Source organism: Pseudomonas frederiksbergensis (assembly GCF_003732665.1).
Taxonomy (GTDB): domain Bacteria; phylum Pseudomonadota; class Gammaproteobacteria; order Pseudomonadales; family Pseudomonadaceae; genus Aquipseudomonas; species Aquipseudomonas frederiksbergensis_G.
This window is the reverse complement of sequence record NZ_MOBP01000005.1, coordinates 343205-357986: the sequence shown is the minus strand read 5'-3', so window position 1 is coordinate 357986 and position 14782 is coordinate 343205. Positions and strand designations below refer to the sequence as shown.

Sequence of the window (14782 nt, the reverse complement as noted above, 5' to 3'; positions counted from 1 at the left end):
TCTGGAGCAACTGTCGCTGATGCAACCCCAAGCTTTCTACCGCGCGGTGGCGGACGATTTTAGCGCCGTCGACGGCATCATCAAGAAGCAGCTGACTTCCCGAGTGCCGCTGGTATCGAAAATCGGCGACTACATTACCTCGGCCGGCGGTAAACGCCTGCGCCCTCTATTAGTGTTGCTGTGTGGCAAGGCCCTGGGGCGCGAAGGCGATGACCTGCGCCTGCTGGCCGCCACGATCGAGTTCCTGCACACCGCCACCCTGCTGCATGACGACGTGGTCGACATGTCCGGCATGCGCCGTGGCCGCTCGACCGCCAACGCCATGTGGGGCAACGCCCCGAGCGTGCTGGTGGGCGACTTCCTGTATTCGCGCTCTTTCGAAATGATGGTCGAACTGGGCTCCATGCCAGTGATGAAGATCCTTTCGCAGGCCACGCGGATCATTGCCGAAGGCGAAGTGCTGCAACTGTCGAAGATCCGTGACGCCAGCACCACCGAAGAAACCTACATGGAAGTCATCCGCGGCAAGACCGCGATGCTCTTCGAGGCCTCGACCCACAGCGCCGCGGCCCTGTGCGAAGCCTCGCCGGAACAGAGTGAAGCCCTGCGTACCTTCGGCGATCACCTGGGCGTGGCCTTTCAACTGGTCGACGACCTGCTGGACTACAAGGGCGACGCTGAGACCTTGGGCAAGAACGTCGGTGACGACCTGGCCGAAGGCAAGCCGACCCTGCCGCTGATCTACACCATGCGCGAAGGCACGCCTGAACAGGCCGCGCTGGTACGCCAGGCGATCCAGAAGGGTGGCATCGAAGATCTGGAAAGCATCCGCGAGGCCGTTGAAGCATCCGGCTCGCTGGAGTACACCGCGCAACTGGCCCGTGACTACGTGGCCCGCGCCATCAAGTGCCTCGACGCGCTGCCTGCCAGCGAGTATCGCGATGCGCTGGTGGAGTTGAGCGAGTTCGCAGTAGCCCGCACGCACTAAAACGCTACCTGTGTAGGAGCGAGGCTTGCCCGCGAAGACGTCGTGTCAGGCGACATTTATTTCGACTGACACACCGCTTTCGCGGGCAAGCCTCGCTCCTACAAAGTCACGCGCTGCCCTCTCCCGTATAAACCCTATACAATGTGCGACTTTTAGCGATCCTCAATCCAAGGAGCTTTAGTGAGCACGTTGCCACCCTGCCCGAAATGCAATTCCGAATACACCTACGAAGACGGCGCACAGCTGATCTGCCCTGAGTGCGCCCATGAGTGGTCCGCCAGCGGCGAAGCTGAAGCGGCGTCCGATGACACTGTGAAGAAGGATTCGGTAGGCAACGTCCTGCAGGACGGCGACACCATCACCGTGATCAAGGACCTGAAGGTCAAGGGCACTTCCCTGGTGGTCAAGGTCGGCACCAAGGTCAAGAACATCCGTCTGTGCGACGGCGATCACGACATCGACTGCAAGATCGACGGCATCGGCCCGATGAAGCTCAAATCCGAGTTCGTCAGAAAAGTCTGAACCTGCTGTCATCCATCCCGCGCCCGGCGTGGGATGGTGCTTCGCCCTCCCCCGCAATTCCTCGCAGTAGCCAAACGCCAGCCGTTTTGACCTTACGCAACCTTTACCCTGAAAAAATCACAAACTGCCAATAGACCCTTGCTATTTGATGAATAAGAATTATTCTCATTGAAACCAATCAATGGAGATGAGACCCATGACTTATTTGATCGATGCCTGGCTGGACCGCCCACACCCTTACCTCAGGATCCTGCATCGGGAAACCGGGGAAGTCTGTGCGGTGCTTGAAGAAGAAGCCTTGAACGAGCTGCAGGATCAGGGTGACCTGGACGTCAGCGGCTTGAGTTCCAGCGAGCCGGTGGTGCTCAAGGAACTGGTGCGCAATCTGTTTCTGTTCTGCTATGCCCGGGCGTTGCGCCCGCACAGCGATTTGAACCACAAGATCGAACTATGAAAATGCAAGATGTCGGAGCGAGCCCTGTGGGAGCGGGCTTGCTCGCGAAGAGGTCATAACATTCAACATCATCGTTGAATGACACACCGCTTTCGCGAGCAAGCCCGCTCCCACATTTATCGGGCCCGCCCCAACACTCAGGTCTTACAGAACGTCGAGCAGCTCGACGTCGAACACCAGTACGCTGTGCGGCGGAATGCTGCCAACGCCTTGAGCGCCGTAAGCCAGTTCGCTCGGCACGTACAGACGCCATTTGCTGCCAGCATTCATCAGTTGCAGGGCCTCGGTCCAGCCAGCGATCACGCCGCCAACCGGGAATTCCGCAGGCTCGCCGCGCTCGTAGGAGCTGTCGAACACAGTGCCGTCGATCAGGGTGCCGTGGTAGTGGGTGCGCACTTGATCTTCACGGGTCGGCTTGGTGCCTTCGCCTTGAGTCAGTACTTCGAATTGCAGGCCGGAAGCCAGGGTGGTGATGCCGTCACGCTTGGCGTTTTCAGCCAGGAAAGCCAGGCCTTCCCCCGCAGCGGCTTCAGCTTTGGCAGCGGCTTCGGCTTGCATGATCTCGCGGATCACTTTGAAGCTGGCGGACATTTCTTCCTGGCCCACACGGCTTGGCTTGCCGGCGAACGCGTCGGTCAGGCCAGCCAGGATGGCGTCCAGGTTAACGCCTGGTGGCGGGTTGTCGCGCAGTTGGTCGCCCAACTGACGGCCGATACCGTAGCTGACGCGGGTTTCGTCGGTGGACAGATTTACTTCGGACATGACACTGCTCCGCTGTGCGGACAGCCCTGGAACATGCCGTGCAAGCACAGCGCATCCCGGAGCGCCCGGAACCAAAAGGGCCAGCAGACTAGCACAGATGCCACGGCGTTGATCAGGGGGTCAGCTCTGCCAGGCTGAACGGAAGGCAATCGGCACCTTCAGGCTTTCCTCGGCGCTGGCGCCGAGCCCGCACATTTCGTCATGCACCGAGGTGTGCACCAGGTTGAATTGCAGCTTGGGAAACGCATGCAGCACTTCCCGGGCATGTTCGACCGAGCGCAGATGAAACATCTGGCCACGGGTATCGCTCAACGGATACGCCGCACCGTGCATCCGCGCTTCCAGCAGGTAAATCCCGCCTTCCAGGGAAATCAGGTTCAGCTCATCGACCTTCCCGGCGATGGCGTAGGCATTCAGCTCTTGCAGGTTCATGAACGCACCTCAAGCAGTGACGGACCAAGACCTCTACAGGCATATGCCTCGACGCGGCAAAGCACAACCCACAAACCACACCGCCCGTCTGGTTAGACAAAAACCTGTGGGAGCGGGCTTGCTCGCGAAAGCGGTGTGTCAGTCAACATCAACAGTGCCTGACACACCGCATTCGCGAGCAAGCCCGCTCCCACAAGTGGGTTGTGCAATCAGTGCTTGGTGAGCTTATCCAGATACCCCATCGCAAACGCCGAGATCACGAAGGTCATGTGAATGATCACGTACCACTTCAAATGCTCGGGATCGACGTTCTTGGCGTCCATGAAAATCCGCAGCAGGTGGATCGAGGAAATCGCCACGATCGAGGCCGCCACTTTCATCTTCAGCGACGACGAATCCATGGTGCCCAGCCAGTTGAGCTTCTCCTTGCTCTCATCGATGTCCAGTTGCGACACGAAGTTCTCGTAGCCGGAGATCATCACCATCACCAGCAGGCCGCCCACCAGGGCCATGTCGATCAGCGACAGCAGCACCAGGATCAGGTCCGACTCGGCCATCGAGAACACATTGGGGATGACGTGGAAGACTTCCTGGAAAAATTTCAGCGCCAGTGCCAGCAAGCCCAGGGACAAGCCGAAGTAGATCGGCGCCAGCAGCCAGCGGGAGGCGTACATTGCATTTTCGATAAAGCGTTCCATTGAATCTCACACAAGGGCTGGTAAATGGCCGCGAGTATACCAGCCGCTTGTAACACCCAGAAACCGTCCGGAAATCCGCAACCTGCGCGTATGTGACAAAGTTTTTCTGCTAGTGTCCAAATCATTCACAGGTCAGTGACACCGGACAGGAAGACAGGAAATGGATGTGCGATTGCCTTTAACGAGTGCCGGACTTTGCCTCGCGTTGCTGCTCGGCGGTTGTTCACCCAGCGATGAGAAGCGTCAGGTCAGCCTCGAAGACAAGACCGCGCAGTTCGAAAAATCCCTGGATGCCATCCAGGACCCGAAACTCAAGGACGCCGTCGCCGAGCTGGGCGGTTCGCTGCTGTTGCTCGAACGGGCGCAGCTCAAGCTCGACAGTAAACCGGTGCAAACCGAATACAGCGAAGACGCCCTGGCCGTGCTCAAGCACTACCCCACGCCCCAGGCGCTGGTGGACACGTACATCAACGGCCTGTTTGTGCTGCACAAGGATTCCAGCTCCGACTACCTGACCGACCTGCAACCGGTGTTCCCCTTCAACTTCAGTATCCCGGCAGCGTTCCTGTTCCCCCATGGCCTGGAATGGCAATCGGTGACCCTGAGCAACAAGCGCGTGATTCCCTTCCAGCCGGAATGGTCGGAAACCGATCCCGGCATTCAACTGAGCCCGTCCAGCTCGAACCTGACCAACCCCGATGATCTGACCGTGACCTACCCGTTCATCGAAGGCCTGAAAGTGGACAACAAGAACCAGCCACAACCGGTCAGCCTGCAAGGCAAGGTCGAGGTGGTGGCGCCCCGCCGGCTCTACAGCTTTGACCTGACGAAAAAGGACGTTGGCCAGACCCGCACCAACGACAACCTCAGCGTCACCCTGCTCAACCTCACGAACAATTACGCCGAAGTCGAATTCAGCAACAGCCTGCCCCTGGCCGCCGAAGTCAGCGAGACGCCGCTCAACCCGCTGATCGTGCAGGCCAAGGACAGCACCGGGCAGTTCCTGTCCCGTTCGGGCTCGATCAACGAAACCGCCGCGCAAATCGCCTTCTACCAAAAACAACTGGCGCAGATGCAGCAGCAGAAAGCCTGGAGCGAGGCGTTCGAAAAACAACTGGATGAAGACCAGCGAGCATTTGAAAAGCAACAAACCCGGCATTACACCAAAGTGTATTTCAACGGCCCGATCGAGACGCTTGAAGTCAGCGTGCTGGATTTTTCCACGGCCACCGTAACGCGCAAGGACCTGAACCTGCCGGTACGCCGCTTTGATCATGACACCACCGAGAAAACCATCCAGCCGCTGACGTTGCCGGTGGTGGTGTATGACGATCAGGCGCCGACCTGGCTCAAAGGCGCGACGCTGACCGAAGAACAACTGAAAAAAGGCGTCAGCATCACTCAAGCGGTGGACGACCCGAGCGCCGCGCGCATCGAGTTCGATCACCCGCGCAGCTTCAATGATGAACTGCTCGGCACCTCATTCAGCCCCGGCGACAGCCCGGTCACGTTTTTTACTGCGGACAACAGCGGCAAGCGCGATGAACCGATCGAACTGCCGCCCGAGGCATATCAGGTCGATCCGTTGCGCGGGGTCATCACGTACGATTTGAACCTGTTCCCGGAAACCCCGGCCTTCGCCGTAGGCTCGATGCCGCTGTTCCTCGCCACCGTCGAACAGCAAACCCTCGACGCGCACCAACTGCCCAAGGGCCTGGAGCTCAAGGGCAATGCGTTGGTGGTGGATCTGAAACTGTTTCCCGCCCAGGACTGGCGCTTTTTCGCCAAGGACGACAGCGGCAACTACCTGAAAGAGATTCTGGCGGTGACCCATGACGCGAGCGCAGAAGGCCCCGCGCTGTTTAGCGTGCATTACTTCTATGGCGAGCCGACGCGACTGGAAAGCTACCAGCGGACCGACCTCTCTACCGTGCAATATGGTTTCGAGGTCAAACTCGACAAAACCGAGATGCCCAACCCTGATCAATGATCGGGGCGAAACTCGAAGCCACCCAGGCTTCGACAGCGGCCACCGTTGATTTCCCGCAGTTGGGCTTGCAAGTGCAGGCACCAGATTTGCGGATCATCGGCCAACTCGTAGCCATGCAGCGTCAGGCTTTCAACGATGGTATCGAGGATGGATTCAGCCACGAACGGGCCATGGAACGGGCCTTGAGCCTTGATGGCTGAAGGTTGTTCGCCCGCCATTCCGGCGGCGAAGAGCAAGGTCCACATGCCCGTATCTCCCGCCAAGGGGCGGATGGCGCATTCGATACGGGTCACAAGACCCAGGCATTGACGGGTGAGGCAGAGGTTGCGCGACATGGCGGCGACCCTCGGTAAATCCGGTATTCAGCCCCCATGGGAAGGCTGTTTCGATCCAGTGATTACTGTCCCTATCCTTGAGCTGAGAATAGAAGAAAAGTGCGCGCTGCAAGCAAAGCGAAACCAGAAGGCGCCGAGCGGTCATTGTGTGAATATTGACGTCAGAGTGATGGCACTGATCGTTCCCACGCTCTGCGTGGGAACGATCAAGATTTCACCAATGCACAAAAAACTTGTGGGAGCGGGCTTGCTCGCGAAGGCGTCGTGTCAGCCAACATCAATGTCGGCTGACAGATTGCATTCGCGAGCAAGCCCGCTCCCACACAGGGGTTGTGTGGCTTCAGGTTAAGCCGGTTTGGCCTCGACCAACGCTTCCAGTGCCATTTCTTTCTCGGCTTCCTTGAGGTCATCTTCGCTGATCATTTCCGCGATGACCCGCAGGCGTTCCACCACCCGGGCGTTGACGCTGCCTTCCGGGAACTGGCCATCGGCATCCGGCGAACCGGCGGGCTCGCCCACCAACAGGCTCAGAGCCTCGTCGGCCTGGCGCACGGCGTAGACATGGAACTGCCCCGCCCGCACTGCCGACAACACCTTCTCATCGAGCATCAGCGTCGCGACGTTGGCCTGGGGAATGATCGCCCCTTGCTCGCCGGTCAGCCCACGGGCTTCACAGAGCCGGAAGAAGCCTTCGATCTTCTCGTTGACCCCGCCCACCGCCTGCACTTCACCGAACTGGTTGATCGAGCCGGTAATCGCAAAACACTGCTTGAGCGGCGTCTTCGACAAAGCCGAGATCAGCGTGCACGCCTCACCCAGCGACGCACTGTCGCCATCGACGTAACCGTAGGATTGCTCCAGCGCGATGCTCGCGGAAATCGCCAGCGGGAATTCCTGGGCGTAACGGCTGCCCAGATACCCGGTGAGGATCATCACGCCTTTGGAGTGAATCGGCTGGCCGAGGTTAACTTCACGCTCGATGTCGACAATGCCGCTGCCGCCCGGATACACCGTGGCGGAGATCCGCGCCGGCACACCGAACGCCGAGTCGCCGACCTCCAGCACCGTCAGCCCGTTGCACTTGCCGACCGCCGCGCCATCGGTGTCGATCAGGATGATCCCCGCCAGCATGTCGTCGAGAATCCGCGCCGACACACGACCGGTACGGGTGGCCTTGGCCTTGAGCGCACGTTCGATGTGGCCGGCGTCGGTCATTTCGTCACCGGCCAGATGACGGATAAAGTCCGCCTCGCTGACCAGTTGGAACAGATCGCCGATCCGCGCCGACAAACGCCCCTGGTGTTCCGCCAGGCGCGCGCTATAGGTCGCCAGACGCGCCACCGCATCCGCGGTCAGCGGCGCCATGCCTTCTTCCGAGGTACGGGTTTTGAGCAACTGAGCGAACTGCTCCAGGCTCTCGTCGACCATCGGGATGTCTTCGTCGAAGTCCACCAGGACGCGGAACATTTCCTGGAAGTCCGGATCAAGGTCTTGCAGCGTGTAGTAGAGCTGCCGGGCGCCGATGATGATGACTTTGACCTGCAACGGGATGTGTTGCGGGGTCAGGGTCACGGTGGCCAGGCGCCCCAGTTCACCGAGGGGCGATTCCATTTTCAGTTTGCGCGATTGCAGGGCGCGCTTGAGCGCATCCCAAACGAACGGCTCGCTGAGCATTTTCTCCGCTTCAAGGATCAGGAAACCGCCGTTGGCCCGATGCAACGCACCCGGACGCAGTTGACGATAGGTGGTGTAGAGCGCGCCCTGATCGGTGCTGTATTCGATACGGCCAAACAGGTTTTCGTAGGTCGGGTGCGGTTCAAACACCACCGGCGCACCGCCGCTGGCCGAATGACCGACCACCAGGCTCGGCGCGTATTGCTCTTCGAGCATCTTGCGCGCAACGGCGTCGACCTTGCTGTCGTCGACCAATTGCTCGACCACGGTTTTCAGCAGGTACACCTGCATCGCTTGCAGATAGCCGCACACGGCGGCGTTCTCGGCGTATTTCTCCGACAACGGTGACAGCAACGGCTGCAAGGCCAGGGTGATGGTTTCTTCGTTGAGCTGGCGCAGTTGATTGCTCGACTCACGCTTCCACTGCGGCAGGCTGGCGAGCTCTTCGTTCAGACGCTCTTCCAGCCACGAAATATCATCGTGGAAACGTTCGCGATCGGCTTCCGGCAGTTGGGCGAATTCCGCTTCGTCCAGGGCCTTGCCTTCGGCCATCGGGGTGAACGCGATGTTGCTGGCGTCGCGGTACAGCGCGACTTCCTTCTCCAGCGCCAGGCGTTCGATGACGTCCAGGGCCTTGTCGTAGCGCTGGTTGAAGGCGCGGTCGATGGCGCTTTTCTTCTGCTGGTAGGACGGATGTTCGAACACTGCTGGAAACGTCGCCAGCAGGTTGTCGATCAAACCGTTGATGTCACCGATGAACGCACCGGCGGTGCCCGATGGCAATTCCAGGGCACGGGGTTCGCGCGGCTCATCGAAATTATTGACGTAGACCCAATCCGCCGGGGTCTGCAGGCGCTTGCCTTCGGCTTTGAGGTAGCGTTTGACGAACGAGAACCGGCCAGTGCCCGGCTCACCCATGACGAATACGTTGTAACCGGGACGTGGCATCGCCACACCGAATTGCAGGGCTTCAACAGCACGTTCCTGGCCAAGCACACCGCGGAAGGGCTCCAGATCATTGGTGGTAGAGAAGCTGAACTGTTCAGCGGAAAACGGACGGGTCAGCGCTTCGGGCGCTAGACGCAAGCTGGCAGCAACAGGATCAGGCATCGGGCTTCCTTACATCAGGCGGGGCAGATAGCGGCATTCTGGCGCTGCCCATACCCGACTGGCAAGGCGCGCCTCAAGTCAAAGCATAGACAAACCGCTATCCCCACGCGGGGCGGGGCCAAATCAATGTTTTGCAGGGAATGTTTTGCAAAAAATCACGGAACCCTTGGAACGTGCCTAAACTCCAAACTGCGCGGCTGGAACTAATAACCGGCCCACTGGCGTCGAGATGGCGTCAGAACCCTTGTCCATTGGTATGCACATAAAGAGAACAAAGCTATGAAACGGATTCTTCTCGGTACTCTCTTCACCGTCGTATCCCTCAACGCCATGGCTCAGGCGCCAGGCGGCCCGGATTGTGGTTGGGGCAACATGCTGTTCGAAGGGCAGCGTGGCACCCCGGCTCACTTCCTGGCATCCACCACTAACGGCACCTCCGGCAACGCAACATTTGGTATGACTTCCGGCACCAACGGTTGCTCGACCAATGCTGCGCTGACTTATGGCGGTAAATCCTGGATTGCCATGAATGGCATGATGAACGAGCTGTCCGAAGACATGGCCAAAGGTAACGGCGAAGCGCTGACAACCTATGCCGTGGTACTGGGCGTGGCGCCGGAAGACCGTGCGCACTTCGCCGCCGTGACTCACGAGCACTTCCAGCAGATCTTCAGCAAAGCTGACGTGACCGCTGACGACGTGCATACCAACACCCTGGCCGTCCTGAAGAGCGATCCTCGTCTGGCCAAGTACGCCACTCAAGCTTAAGCTCGACCCAACCGCTCCTTTCGGGGAGCGGCTTTTGTTTTTTGGACCTAACCCTCTTTGGGTCTTTGTTTATTCCGACTTAAGTTGCCCACTATGCTCAAACGCCTTGCCTGGCTGGCGCTCTGTGTCTGCGCCCCGCTGTCCGCCGCGCCACACATCGACGATCAACGTTTGCAGCAACTGGCCAACGACCCTTTCTGGATTTCCCTGGGTCACTACGAAACCGCCAAGCTTGGCGGCTGGCGCAGCTATGTCAGCGACAAGAAATTCTTCCTCGCGCCCGATGGCAATGAACATCCCGACCATGAATTGGCGGCGACCGTGCAAGCGTTGTACGCCCCGGCCAGCGCTGGCGAAAAGCATGCGCAATGCGTCTACCCGGCCCGCACCCGCTGGCTCAAGGCGCAACTGAACCTGACTGACCTGCCGAAGCTGGATTGCGCCGAATTCACCCAATGGTTCAAGGATGTCGCGCCCCACAGCGCGGTGATGATCTTCCCGGCGGCGTACCTCAACAGCCCGTCATCGATGTTCGGCCACACCCTGCTGCGCATCGACCAGGCCAATGTGCAAAGCGACCAGACCGCGCTACTCAGCTACGCGATCAACTTCGGCGCCTACATCGAAGGCTCGGACAACAGCATCCTCTATGCCTGGAAAGGCTTGATGGGCGGCTATCCGGGCCTGTTCGCCCTCGTGCCCTATCAGGAAAAACTCTCGGAATACCGCAGCCTGGAAAACCGTGACCTGTGGGAATATCGGTTGAACCTGACCCAGCAAGAAACCGAACGCATGGTCGAGCACGTCTGGGAGCTCAAGCAGATTCAGTTCGACTATTTCTTCTTCGACGAAAACTGCTCCTATCGCCTGCTGGAACTGCTGCAAGTGGCGCGACCGAGCCTGCGCCTGACCGAGCAATTCCCGCTGACGGCAATCCCGACCGACACGGTCAAAGCCGTGAAAGAGGCCGGGTTGGTGGAATCAATCCAGTATCGCCCCTCCCGCGAGCGTGAATTGCTGAGCCGCGCCCAGCCGTTGAATCCTGAAGAACAGCAATGGGTACTGAAAGTCAGCGCCGATCAGAAGCAATTGCAGGCACCTGAATTCAAAGCCCAGCCGCGCGACCGGCAAGCACTGATCGTCGACGCCGCCTACCGCCTGGAACGCTACCGCGCCAACGGCCAGGAGCGCGATCCGGCCCGGGCCCAGCGCAGTTTCGAATTGCTGCGAGCGATCAACCAGAATCCACCGCCGGAGCTGGACATCCCGCGCCCCGGCCTGCCCGAGGACGGCCACGAATCCCGCACCTGGCAGGCCGGCCTCGGCACCCGGGGTGACAAGGCGTTCGGCGAGTACGGCTTGCGCATGGCCTATCACGACCTCAACGACAACGCGGAGAGCTTCCCGTTGGGCGCGCAGATCGAAATCCTGCAAATGAAACTGCGCCAGTACGAAGGCAATCACTGGCAGTTGCAGCAACTGGATTTGGCGACTATTCGCTCGCTGACACCACGCAATGAGCTGTTGCAGCCGCTGTCGTGGCAAGTCACCGGTGGCCTGGAGCGGGTGCCGGGCAAGCATGACGATGAAACCCTGGTCAGCCACGTCAACGGCGGTGCCGGCGGGACTTGGGCGTTGGGCGACGATGTGCTCGGCTTTGCCCTGGGCACCGTGCGCATCGAACATAACAACGACTTCGCCGGGTTCGTCGCCCCGGCCGCCGGCTTCAACAGCGGCGTGCTGTGGAAGAATCCGCTGGGCAACTTCAGCCTGGAAACCAAGGGCGATTTCTTCACCAACGGCGAAGTACGCCGCAGCCTGAGCCTGAATCAGCAATGGGAACTGTCGCGCAACCTGGGCCTGCGCCTGAGCGCGCAGCGCGAATTCAGCCACCTCGCCTCCCCCGAGAATGAAGTGATGCTTGAAGTGAAGTGGTATCACTACTGACCCGACACACCACTTACCCCTGTGGGAGCGGGCTTGCTCGCGAAAGCGGTGTGTCAATCAGCATCATTGTTGACTGGTACACCGCATTCGCGAGCAAGCCCGCTCCCACAGGGGATCATCGTTGACCAACAGATTAATCACAGCCCTTTCACAACCCGCTGACGAATCCACTTCTAGACTTGCTCCATAGGCCGTCGAACGGCCAGGAGTCTGAGATGTGGCGTTGTGCAGGTGTGCTGGGTTTGCTGCTGTTGTGCACGGGTTGCCAGTCAACCCATGAAGATCTGATCGCCAAGGGTTACCCACCGGCCTTCGCCGATGGGTTCGACGACGGTTGCGTCAGTGGTCGCCAGGCGGCCGGGGCGATGACCGGGGAGTTTCGCAAGAACGTGCCACGCTACCTCAAGGACAAGCAATACGCCGATGGCTGGGGCGATGGCTTTCGCCAATGCCAGGCGATGCTGGAAAACCAGGACCGCGAGGACTACCGCAGCCACCATTGGGACGACCGTGAACGTGCCTGGCAGCAACAGAAAGACCAGGACGCCGCCCGGGCTTTTCGCTCGCCATAGGTCGCTGCCAGACATCCATCGAAACTATTCCCCTGCGACCATGGCCCAAACCCTATAACGGGAGAAAACCATGAGCCGTGCCTTCGTCAATGAAGATAACGCCGCCGCGCAAGCTGATCAGCCCGTCGAACGGCAGGTCAGCGCGCAGCCCAACTACGTCACACCCGCCGGGCTCGCCCAGTTGCAGGCCAAACTCGCCGAAGTGCAAAACCTGCTCAACGAACAGAGCGCCAAGGGTGAACTGGCCGACAAACAGCGTCAGGCCGATCTTGAGCGGGACTGGCGGTATTTCAATCAGCGGCTGCAAAGCGCACAGGTTGTCACTCCAGCGTCCTCGACGGACAAAGTGCAGATTGGTGCCTGGGTGACCTTTGCCGATGAACAGGGCAATGAGCAGCGGGTGCAATTGGTGGGTGAGGATCAGGCGGATGCCGCTGGCGGGTTAATTAATTGGGGGTCGCCGCTGGGGCGGGCGTTGCTCGGGGCGCAGGTTGGGGATGAGGTGCTGTGGAAGCGGCCGGCGGGGGATTTGCTGATTGAGGTGTTGGGCATCGATATTCAGTAACCATGCGGACGCCTTCGCGGGCAAGCCTCGCTCCTACAATGTTTTGGTGTGCCTAAATATGGCGTACAACCACGCTCCTGTAGGAGCGAGGCTTGCCCGCGAAGGCCGCGCCTCGGTCCAACTGAATCACACCCAAAAAAAACGGAGCCCCTGAAGGCTCCGTTTTTTATGCAACCAACCCGATATCAGGCCAGTTTCTTGTGCCGTACACGATGCGGCTGGGCCGCTGCTTCGCCGAGGCGCTTTTTACGATCCGCTTCGTACTCGGTGTAGTTACCTTCGAAGAAAATCGCTTGCGAGTCGTCTTCGTACGCCAGGATGTGCGTCGCGACGCGGTCAAGGAACCACCGATCGTGAGAGATCACAATGGCGGCGCCAGGGAAGTCCAGCAGGGCTTCTTCCAGGGAACGCAGGGTTTCAACGTCGAGGTCGTTGGACGGTTCGTCGAGCAGCAGGACGTTGCCACCCTCCTTCAGGGTCAGGGCCAGGTGCAAGCGACCGCGCTCACCACCGGACAGGTCCTTGACGAACTTCTGCTGGTCGCCACCCTTGAAGTTGAAGCGACCGACGTAAGTGCGCGACGGGATCTCGTAGTTGCCGATGCGGATCTGATCCGAACCGTCGGAGATTTGCTGGAACACAGTCTTGCTGCCATCCAGGTCTTCGCGGCTCTGGTCGACGCACGCCAGTTGCACGGTTTCGCCGACTTCGATGCTGCCCGAATCCGGTTGTTCCTTGCCCATCAGCATGCGGAACAGCGTGGATTTACCCGCGCCGTTACCGCCGATCACGCCAACGATGGCGCCTTTAGGCATGGAGAACGACAGGTTGTCGATCAACACGCGATCGCCGTAGCCCTTGGTGACGTTCTTGAATTCGATGACCTTGTCACCCAGGCGCGGACCGGCCGGGATGTAGATCTCGTTGGTTTCGCTGCGCTTCTGGAATTCCTGCGATTGCATTTCTTCGAAGCGTTGCAGACGAGCCTTGGATTTGGACTGACGGGCCTTGGCGCCTTTGCGCACCCACTCCAGTTCTTCCTTCATGGCTTTTTCGTGGGCCGACTGCTGCTTGGATTCGGCGGCCAGACGATCGGACTTGGCTTCAAGCCAACCCGAATAGTTGCCCTCGTAAGGGATACCGGCGCCACGGTCGAGTTCGAGGATCCAGCCAGCCACGTTGTCCAGGAAGTAACGGTCGTGCGTGATCGCAACCACGGTGCCCGGGAAGTCGTGCAGGAAGTGCTCCAGCCACGCGACGGAATCGGCGTCCAAGTGGTTGGTCGGTTCGTCGAGCAGCAGCATGTCAGGCGCGGACAGCAGCAGGCGGCACAGGGCCACACGACGCTTTTCACCGCCGGACAGGAATTCGACCTTGGCGTCCCACGCCGGCAGACGCAGCGCATCGGCGGCGACTTCCAGTTGGCGATCCAGGTTGTGGCCGTCGCTGGCTTGCAGGATGGCTTCGAGCTTGGCCTGTTCAGCGGCCAGTTTGTCGAAGTCGGCATCTTCTTCAGCGTAAGCGGCGTAGACCTCGTCCAGGCGCGCCTGGGCGTTCTTGATCACGCTGACCGCTTCCTCGACCACTTCACGTACGGTCTTGGTCGGATCCAGGATCGGTTCCTGGGGCAGGTAGCCGATGTTCAGCTCCGGCATCGGACGGGCTTCGCCCTCGAATTCGGTGTCGACGCCGGCCATGATCTTCAGCAGCGTGGACTTACCCGAACCGTTGAGGCCGAGTACGCCGATCTTGGCGCCGGGGAAGAACGACAGCGAAATGTTTTTCAGGATTTCCCGCTTCGGCGGAACAACTTTGCCCAGCCGATGCATGGTGAAGACGTATTGAGCCATGGAGAACCTTGGGTCAGTGACAGATGAATGATTGGAGCGCAGGCGAAGCCCGGGCCAGACTGTGCGCGTCTTCCGATTGATAACTATCAATAGGTGCACGCTGAAAAAGTCTGAT

General features: G+C 59.7%; 14 protein-coding genes. 8 read left to right on the top strand and 6 right to left on the bottom strand.

What is annotated here, in order from left to right:
* The first annotated feature begins 19 nt into the window (after positions 1-19).
* The 3 genes from BK665_RS09435 (at position 20) to BK665_RS09425 (ending at position 1964) form a co-directional block, all read left to right on the top strand.
* A complete protein-coding gene (locus BK665_RS09435) occupies positions 20-988 on the top strand; it encodes a polyprenyl synthetase family protein (protein WP_123404864.1) in 969 nt (322 codons plus the stop codon).
* 180 nt (positions 989-1168) lie between these two features.
* On the top strand, positions 1169-1510 hold the full coding sequence (locus tag BK665_RS09430; RefSeq protein ID WP_010467527.1) for a zinc ribbon domain-containing protein YjdM: 342 nt from the start codon (positions 1169-1171) through the stop codon (positions 1508-1510).
* A gap of 196 nt (positions 1511-1706) precedes the next feature.
* Positions 1707-1964 (top strand): PA4570 family protein, encoded by a 258-nt coding sequence (locus BK665_RS09425; RefSeq protein WP_123404862.1) that lies wholly within the window; start codon positions 1707-1709, stop codon positions 1962-1964.
* A gap of 144 nt (positions 1965-2108) precedes the next feature.
* Here BK665_RS09425 and bamJ read toward each other — a convergent pair whose 3' ends face one another.
* From bamJ to BK665_RS09405, 3 genes are all read right to left on the bottom strand, one after another.
* Complete coding sequence (gene bamJ, locus BK665_RS09420; protein WP_123404860.1) at positions 2109-2726, bottom strand: BamJ family beta-barrel-assembly machinery protein; 618 nt, start codon at positions 2724-2726, stop codon at positions 2109-2111.
* Positions 2727-2846: 120 nt separating this feature from the next.
* The gene (locus tag BK665_RS09415) at positions 2847-3158 is read right to left on the bottom strand and encodes a DUF6482 family protein (protein ID WP_123404858.1); all 312 of its coding nucleotides are present in this window, start codon (positions 3156-3158) and stop codon (positions 2847-2849) included.
* Positions 3159-3367: 209 nt separating this feature from the next.
* Complete coding sequence (locus BK665_RS09405; RefSeq protein WP_020296439.1) at positions 3368-3856, bottom strand: TIGR00645 family protein; 489 nt, start codon at positions 3854-3856, stop codon at positions 3368-3370.
* A 160-nt stretch (positions 3857-4016) separates the two neighbouring features.
* On the opposite strand from BK665_RS09405, the gene BK665_RS09400 reads away from it, so the two are divergent.
* A complete protein-coding gene (locus tag BK665_RS09400; RefSeq protein ID WP_123404854.1) occupies positions 4017-5846 on the top strand; it encodes a hypothetical protein in 1830 nt (609 codons plus the stop codon).
* Here BK665_RS09400 and BK665_RS09395 read toward each other — a convergent pair.
* Both BK665_RS09395 and BK665_RS09385 read right to left on the bottom strand, forming a co-directional pair.
* A complete protein-coding gene (locus tag BK665_RS09395) occupies positions 5840-6181 on the bottom strand; it encodes a PA4575 family protein (protein WP_123404852.1) in 342 nt (113 codons plus the stop codon). The two genes, BK665_RS09400 and BK665_RS09395, sit on opposite strands and share 7 nt — an antisense overlap.
* A gap of 345 nt (positions 6182-6526) precedes the next feature.
* Complete coding sequence (locus BK665_RS09385; RefSeq protein ID WP_123404848.1) at positions 6527-8965, bottom strand: Lon protease family protein; 2439 nt, start codon at positions 8963-8965, stop codon at positions 6527-6529.
* A 279-nt stretch (positions 8966-9244) separates the two neighbouring features.
* Here BK665_RS09385 and BK665_RS09380 point away from each other — a divergent pair, with 279 nt between their 5' ends.
* The 4 genes from BK665_RS09380 (at position 9245) to BK665_RS09365 (ending at position 12817) form a co-directional block, all read left to right on the top strand.
* Positions 9245-9733, top strand: coding sequence for a DUF3015 domain-containing protein (locus BK665_RS09380; RefSeq protein ID WP_054051400.1), 489 nt, complete (start codon positions 9245-9247; stop codon positions 9731-9733).
* Between the two features lie 93 nt (positions 9734-9826).
* Positions 9827-11680 carry an Lnb N-terminal periplasmic domain-containing protein gene (locus BK665_RS09375; RefSeq protein WP_123404846.1) on the top strand — a complete coding sequence of 618 codons (1854 nt, stop codon included), beginning with the start codon at positions 9827-9829 and terminating at the stop codon, positions 11678-11680.
* 215 nt (positions 11681-11895) lie between these two features.
* Entirely contained in the window at positions 11896-12252 is a 357-nt protein-coding gene (locus BK665_RS09370) for a hypothetical protein (protein ID WP_123404845.1), read from the top strand.
* Between the two features lie 70 nt (positions 12253-12322).
* Entirely contained in the window at positions 12323-12817 is a 495-nt protein-coding gene (locus BK665_RS09365; protein WP_123404843.1) for a GreA/GreB family elongation factor, read from the top strand.
* Between the two features lie 185 nt (positions 12818-13002).
* Here BK665_RS09365 and ettA read toward each other — a convergent pair whose 3' ends face one another.
* Positions 13003-14667, bottom strand: coding sequence for an energy-dependent translational throttle protein EttA (gene ettA, locus BK665_RS09360; protein WP_054616675.1), 1665 nt, complete (start codon positions 14665-14667; stop codon positions 13003-13005).
* Positions 14668-14782 lie beyond the last annotated feature (115 nt).

Bases quoted from the DNA above. Each gene is read 5' to 3' on its own strand.
- BK665_RS09435 (WP_123404864.1), top strand. From the start codon at position 20: ATGCAACCCCAAGCTTTCTACCGCGCGGTGGCGGACGATTTTAGCGCC.
- BK665_RS09425 (WP_123404862.1), top strand. From the start codon at position 1,707: ATGACTTATTTGATCGATGCCTGGCTGGACCGCCCACACCCTTACCTC.
- bamJ (WP_123404860.1), bottom strand. From the start codon at position 2,726: ATGTCCGAAGTAAATCTGTCCACCGACGAAACCCGCGTCAGCTACGGT.
- BK665_RS09415 (WP_123404858.1), bottom strand. From the start codon at position 3,158: ATGAACCTGCAAGAGCTGAATGCCTACGCCATCGCCGGGAAGGTCGAT.
- BK665_RS09405 (WP_020296439.1), bottom strand. From the start codon at position 3,856: ATGGAACGCTTTATCGAAAATGCAATGTACGCCTCCCGCTGGCTGCTG.
- BK665_RS09400 (WP_123404854.1), top strand. From the start codon at position 4,017: ATGGATGTGCGATTGCCTTTAACGAGTGCCGGACTTTGCCTCGCGTTG.
- BK665_RS09395 (WP_123404852.1), bottom strand. From the start codon at position 6,181: ATGTCGCGCAACCTCTGCCTCACCCGTCAATGCCTGGGTCTTGTGACC.
- BK665_RS09385 (WP_123404848.1), bottom strand. From the start codon at position 8,965: ATGCCTGATCCTGTTGCTGCCAGCTTGCGTCTAGCGCCCGAAGCGCTG.
- BK665_RS09380 (WP_054051400.1), top strand. From the start codon at position 9,245: ATGAAACGGATTCTTCTCGGTACTCTCTTCACCGTCGTATCCCTCAAC.
- BK665_RS09375 (WP_123404846.1), top strand. From the start codon at position 9,827: ATGCTCAAACGCCTTGCCTGGCTGGCGCTCTGTGTCTGCGCCCCGCTG.
- BK665_RS09370 (WP_123404845.1), top strand. From the start codon at position 11,896: ATGTGGCGTTGTGCAGGTGTGCTGGGTTTGCTGCTGTTGTGCACGGGT.
- BK665_RS09365 (WP_123404843.1), top strand. From the start codon at position 12,323: ATGAGCCGTGCCTTCGTCAATGAAGATAACGCCGCCGCGCAAGCTGAT.
- ettA (WP_054616675.1), bottom strand. From the start codon at position 14,667: ATGGCTCAATACGTCTTCACCATGCATCGGCTGGGCAAAGTTGTTCCG.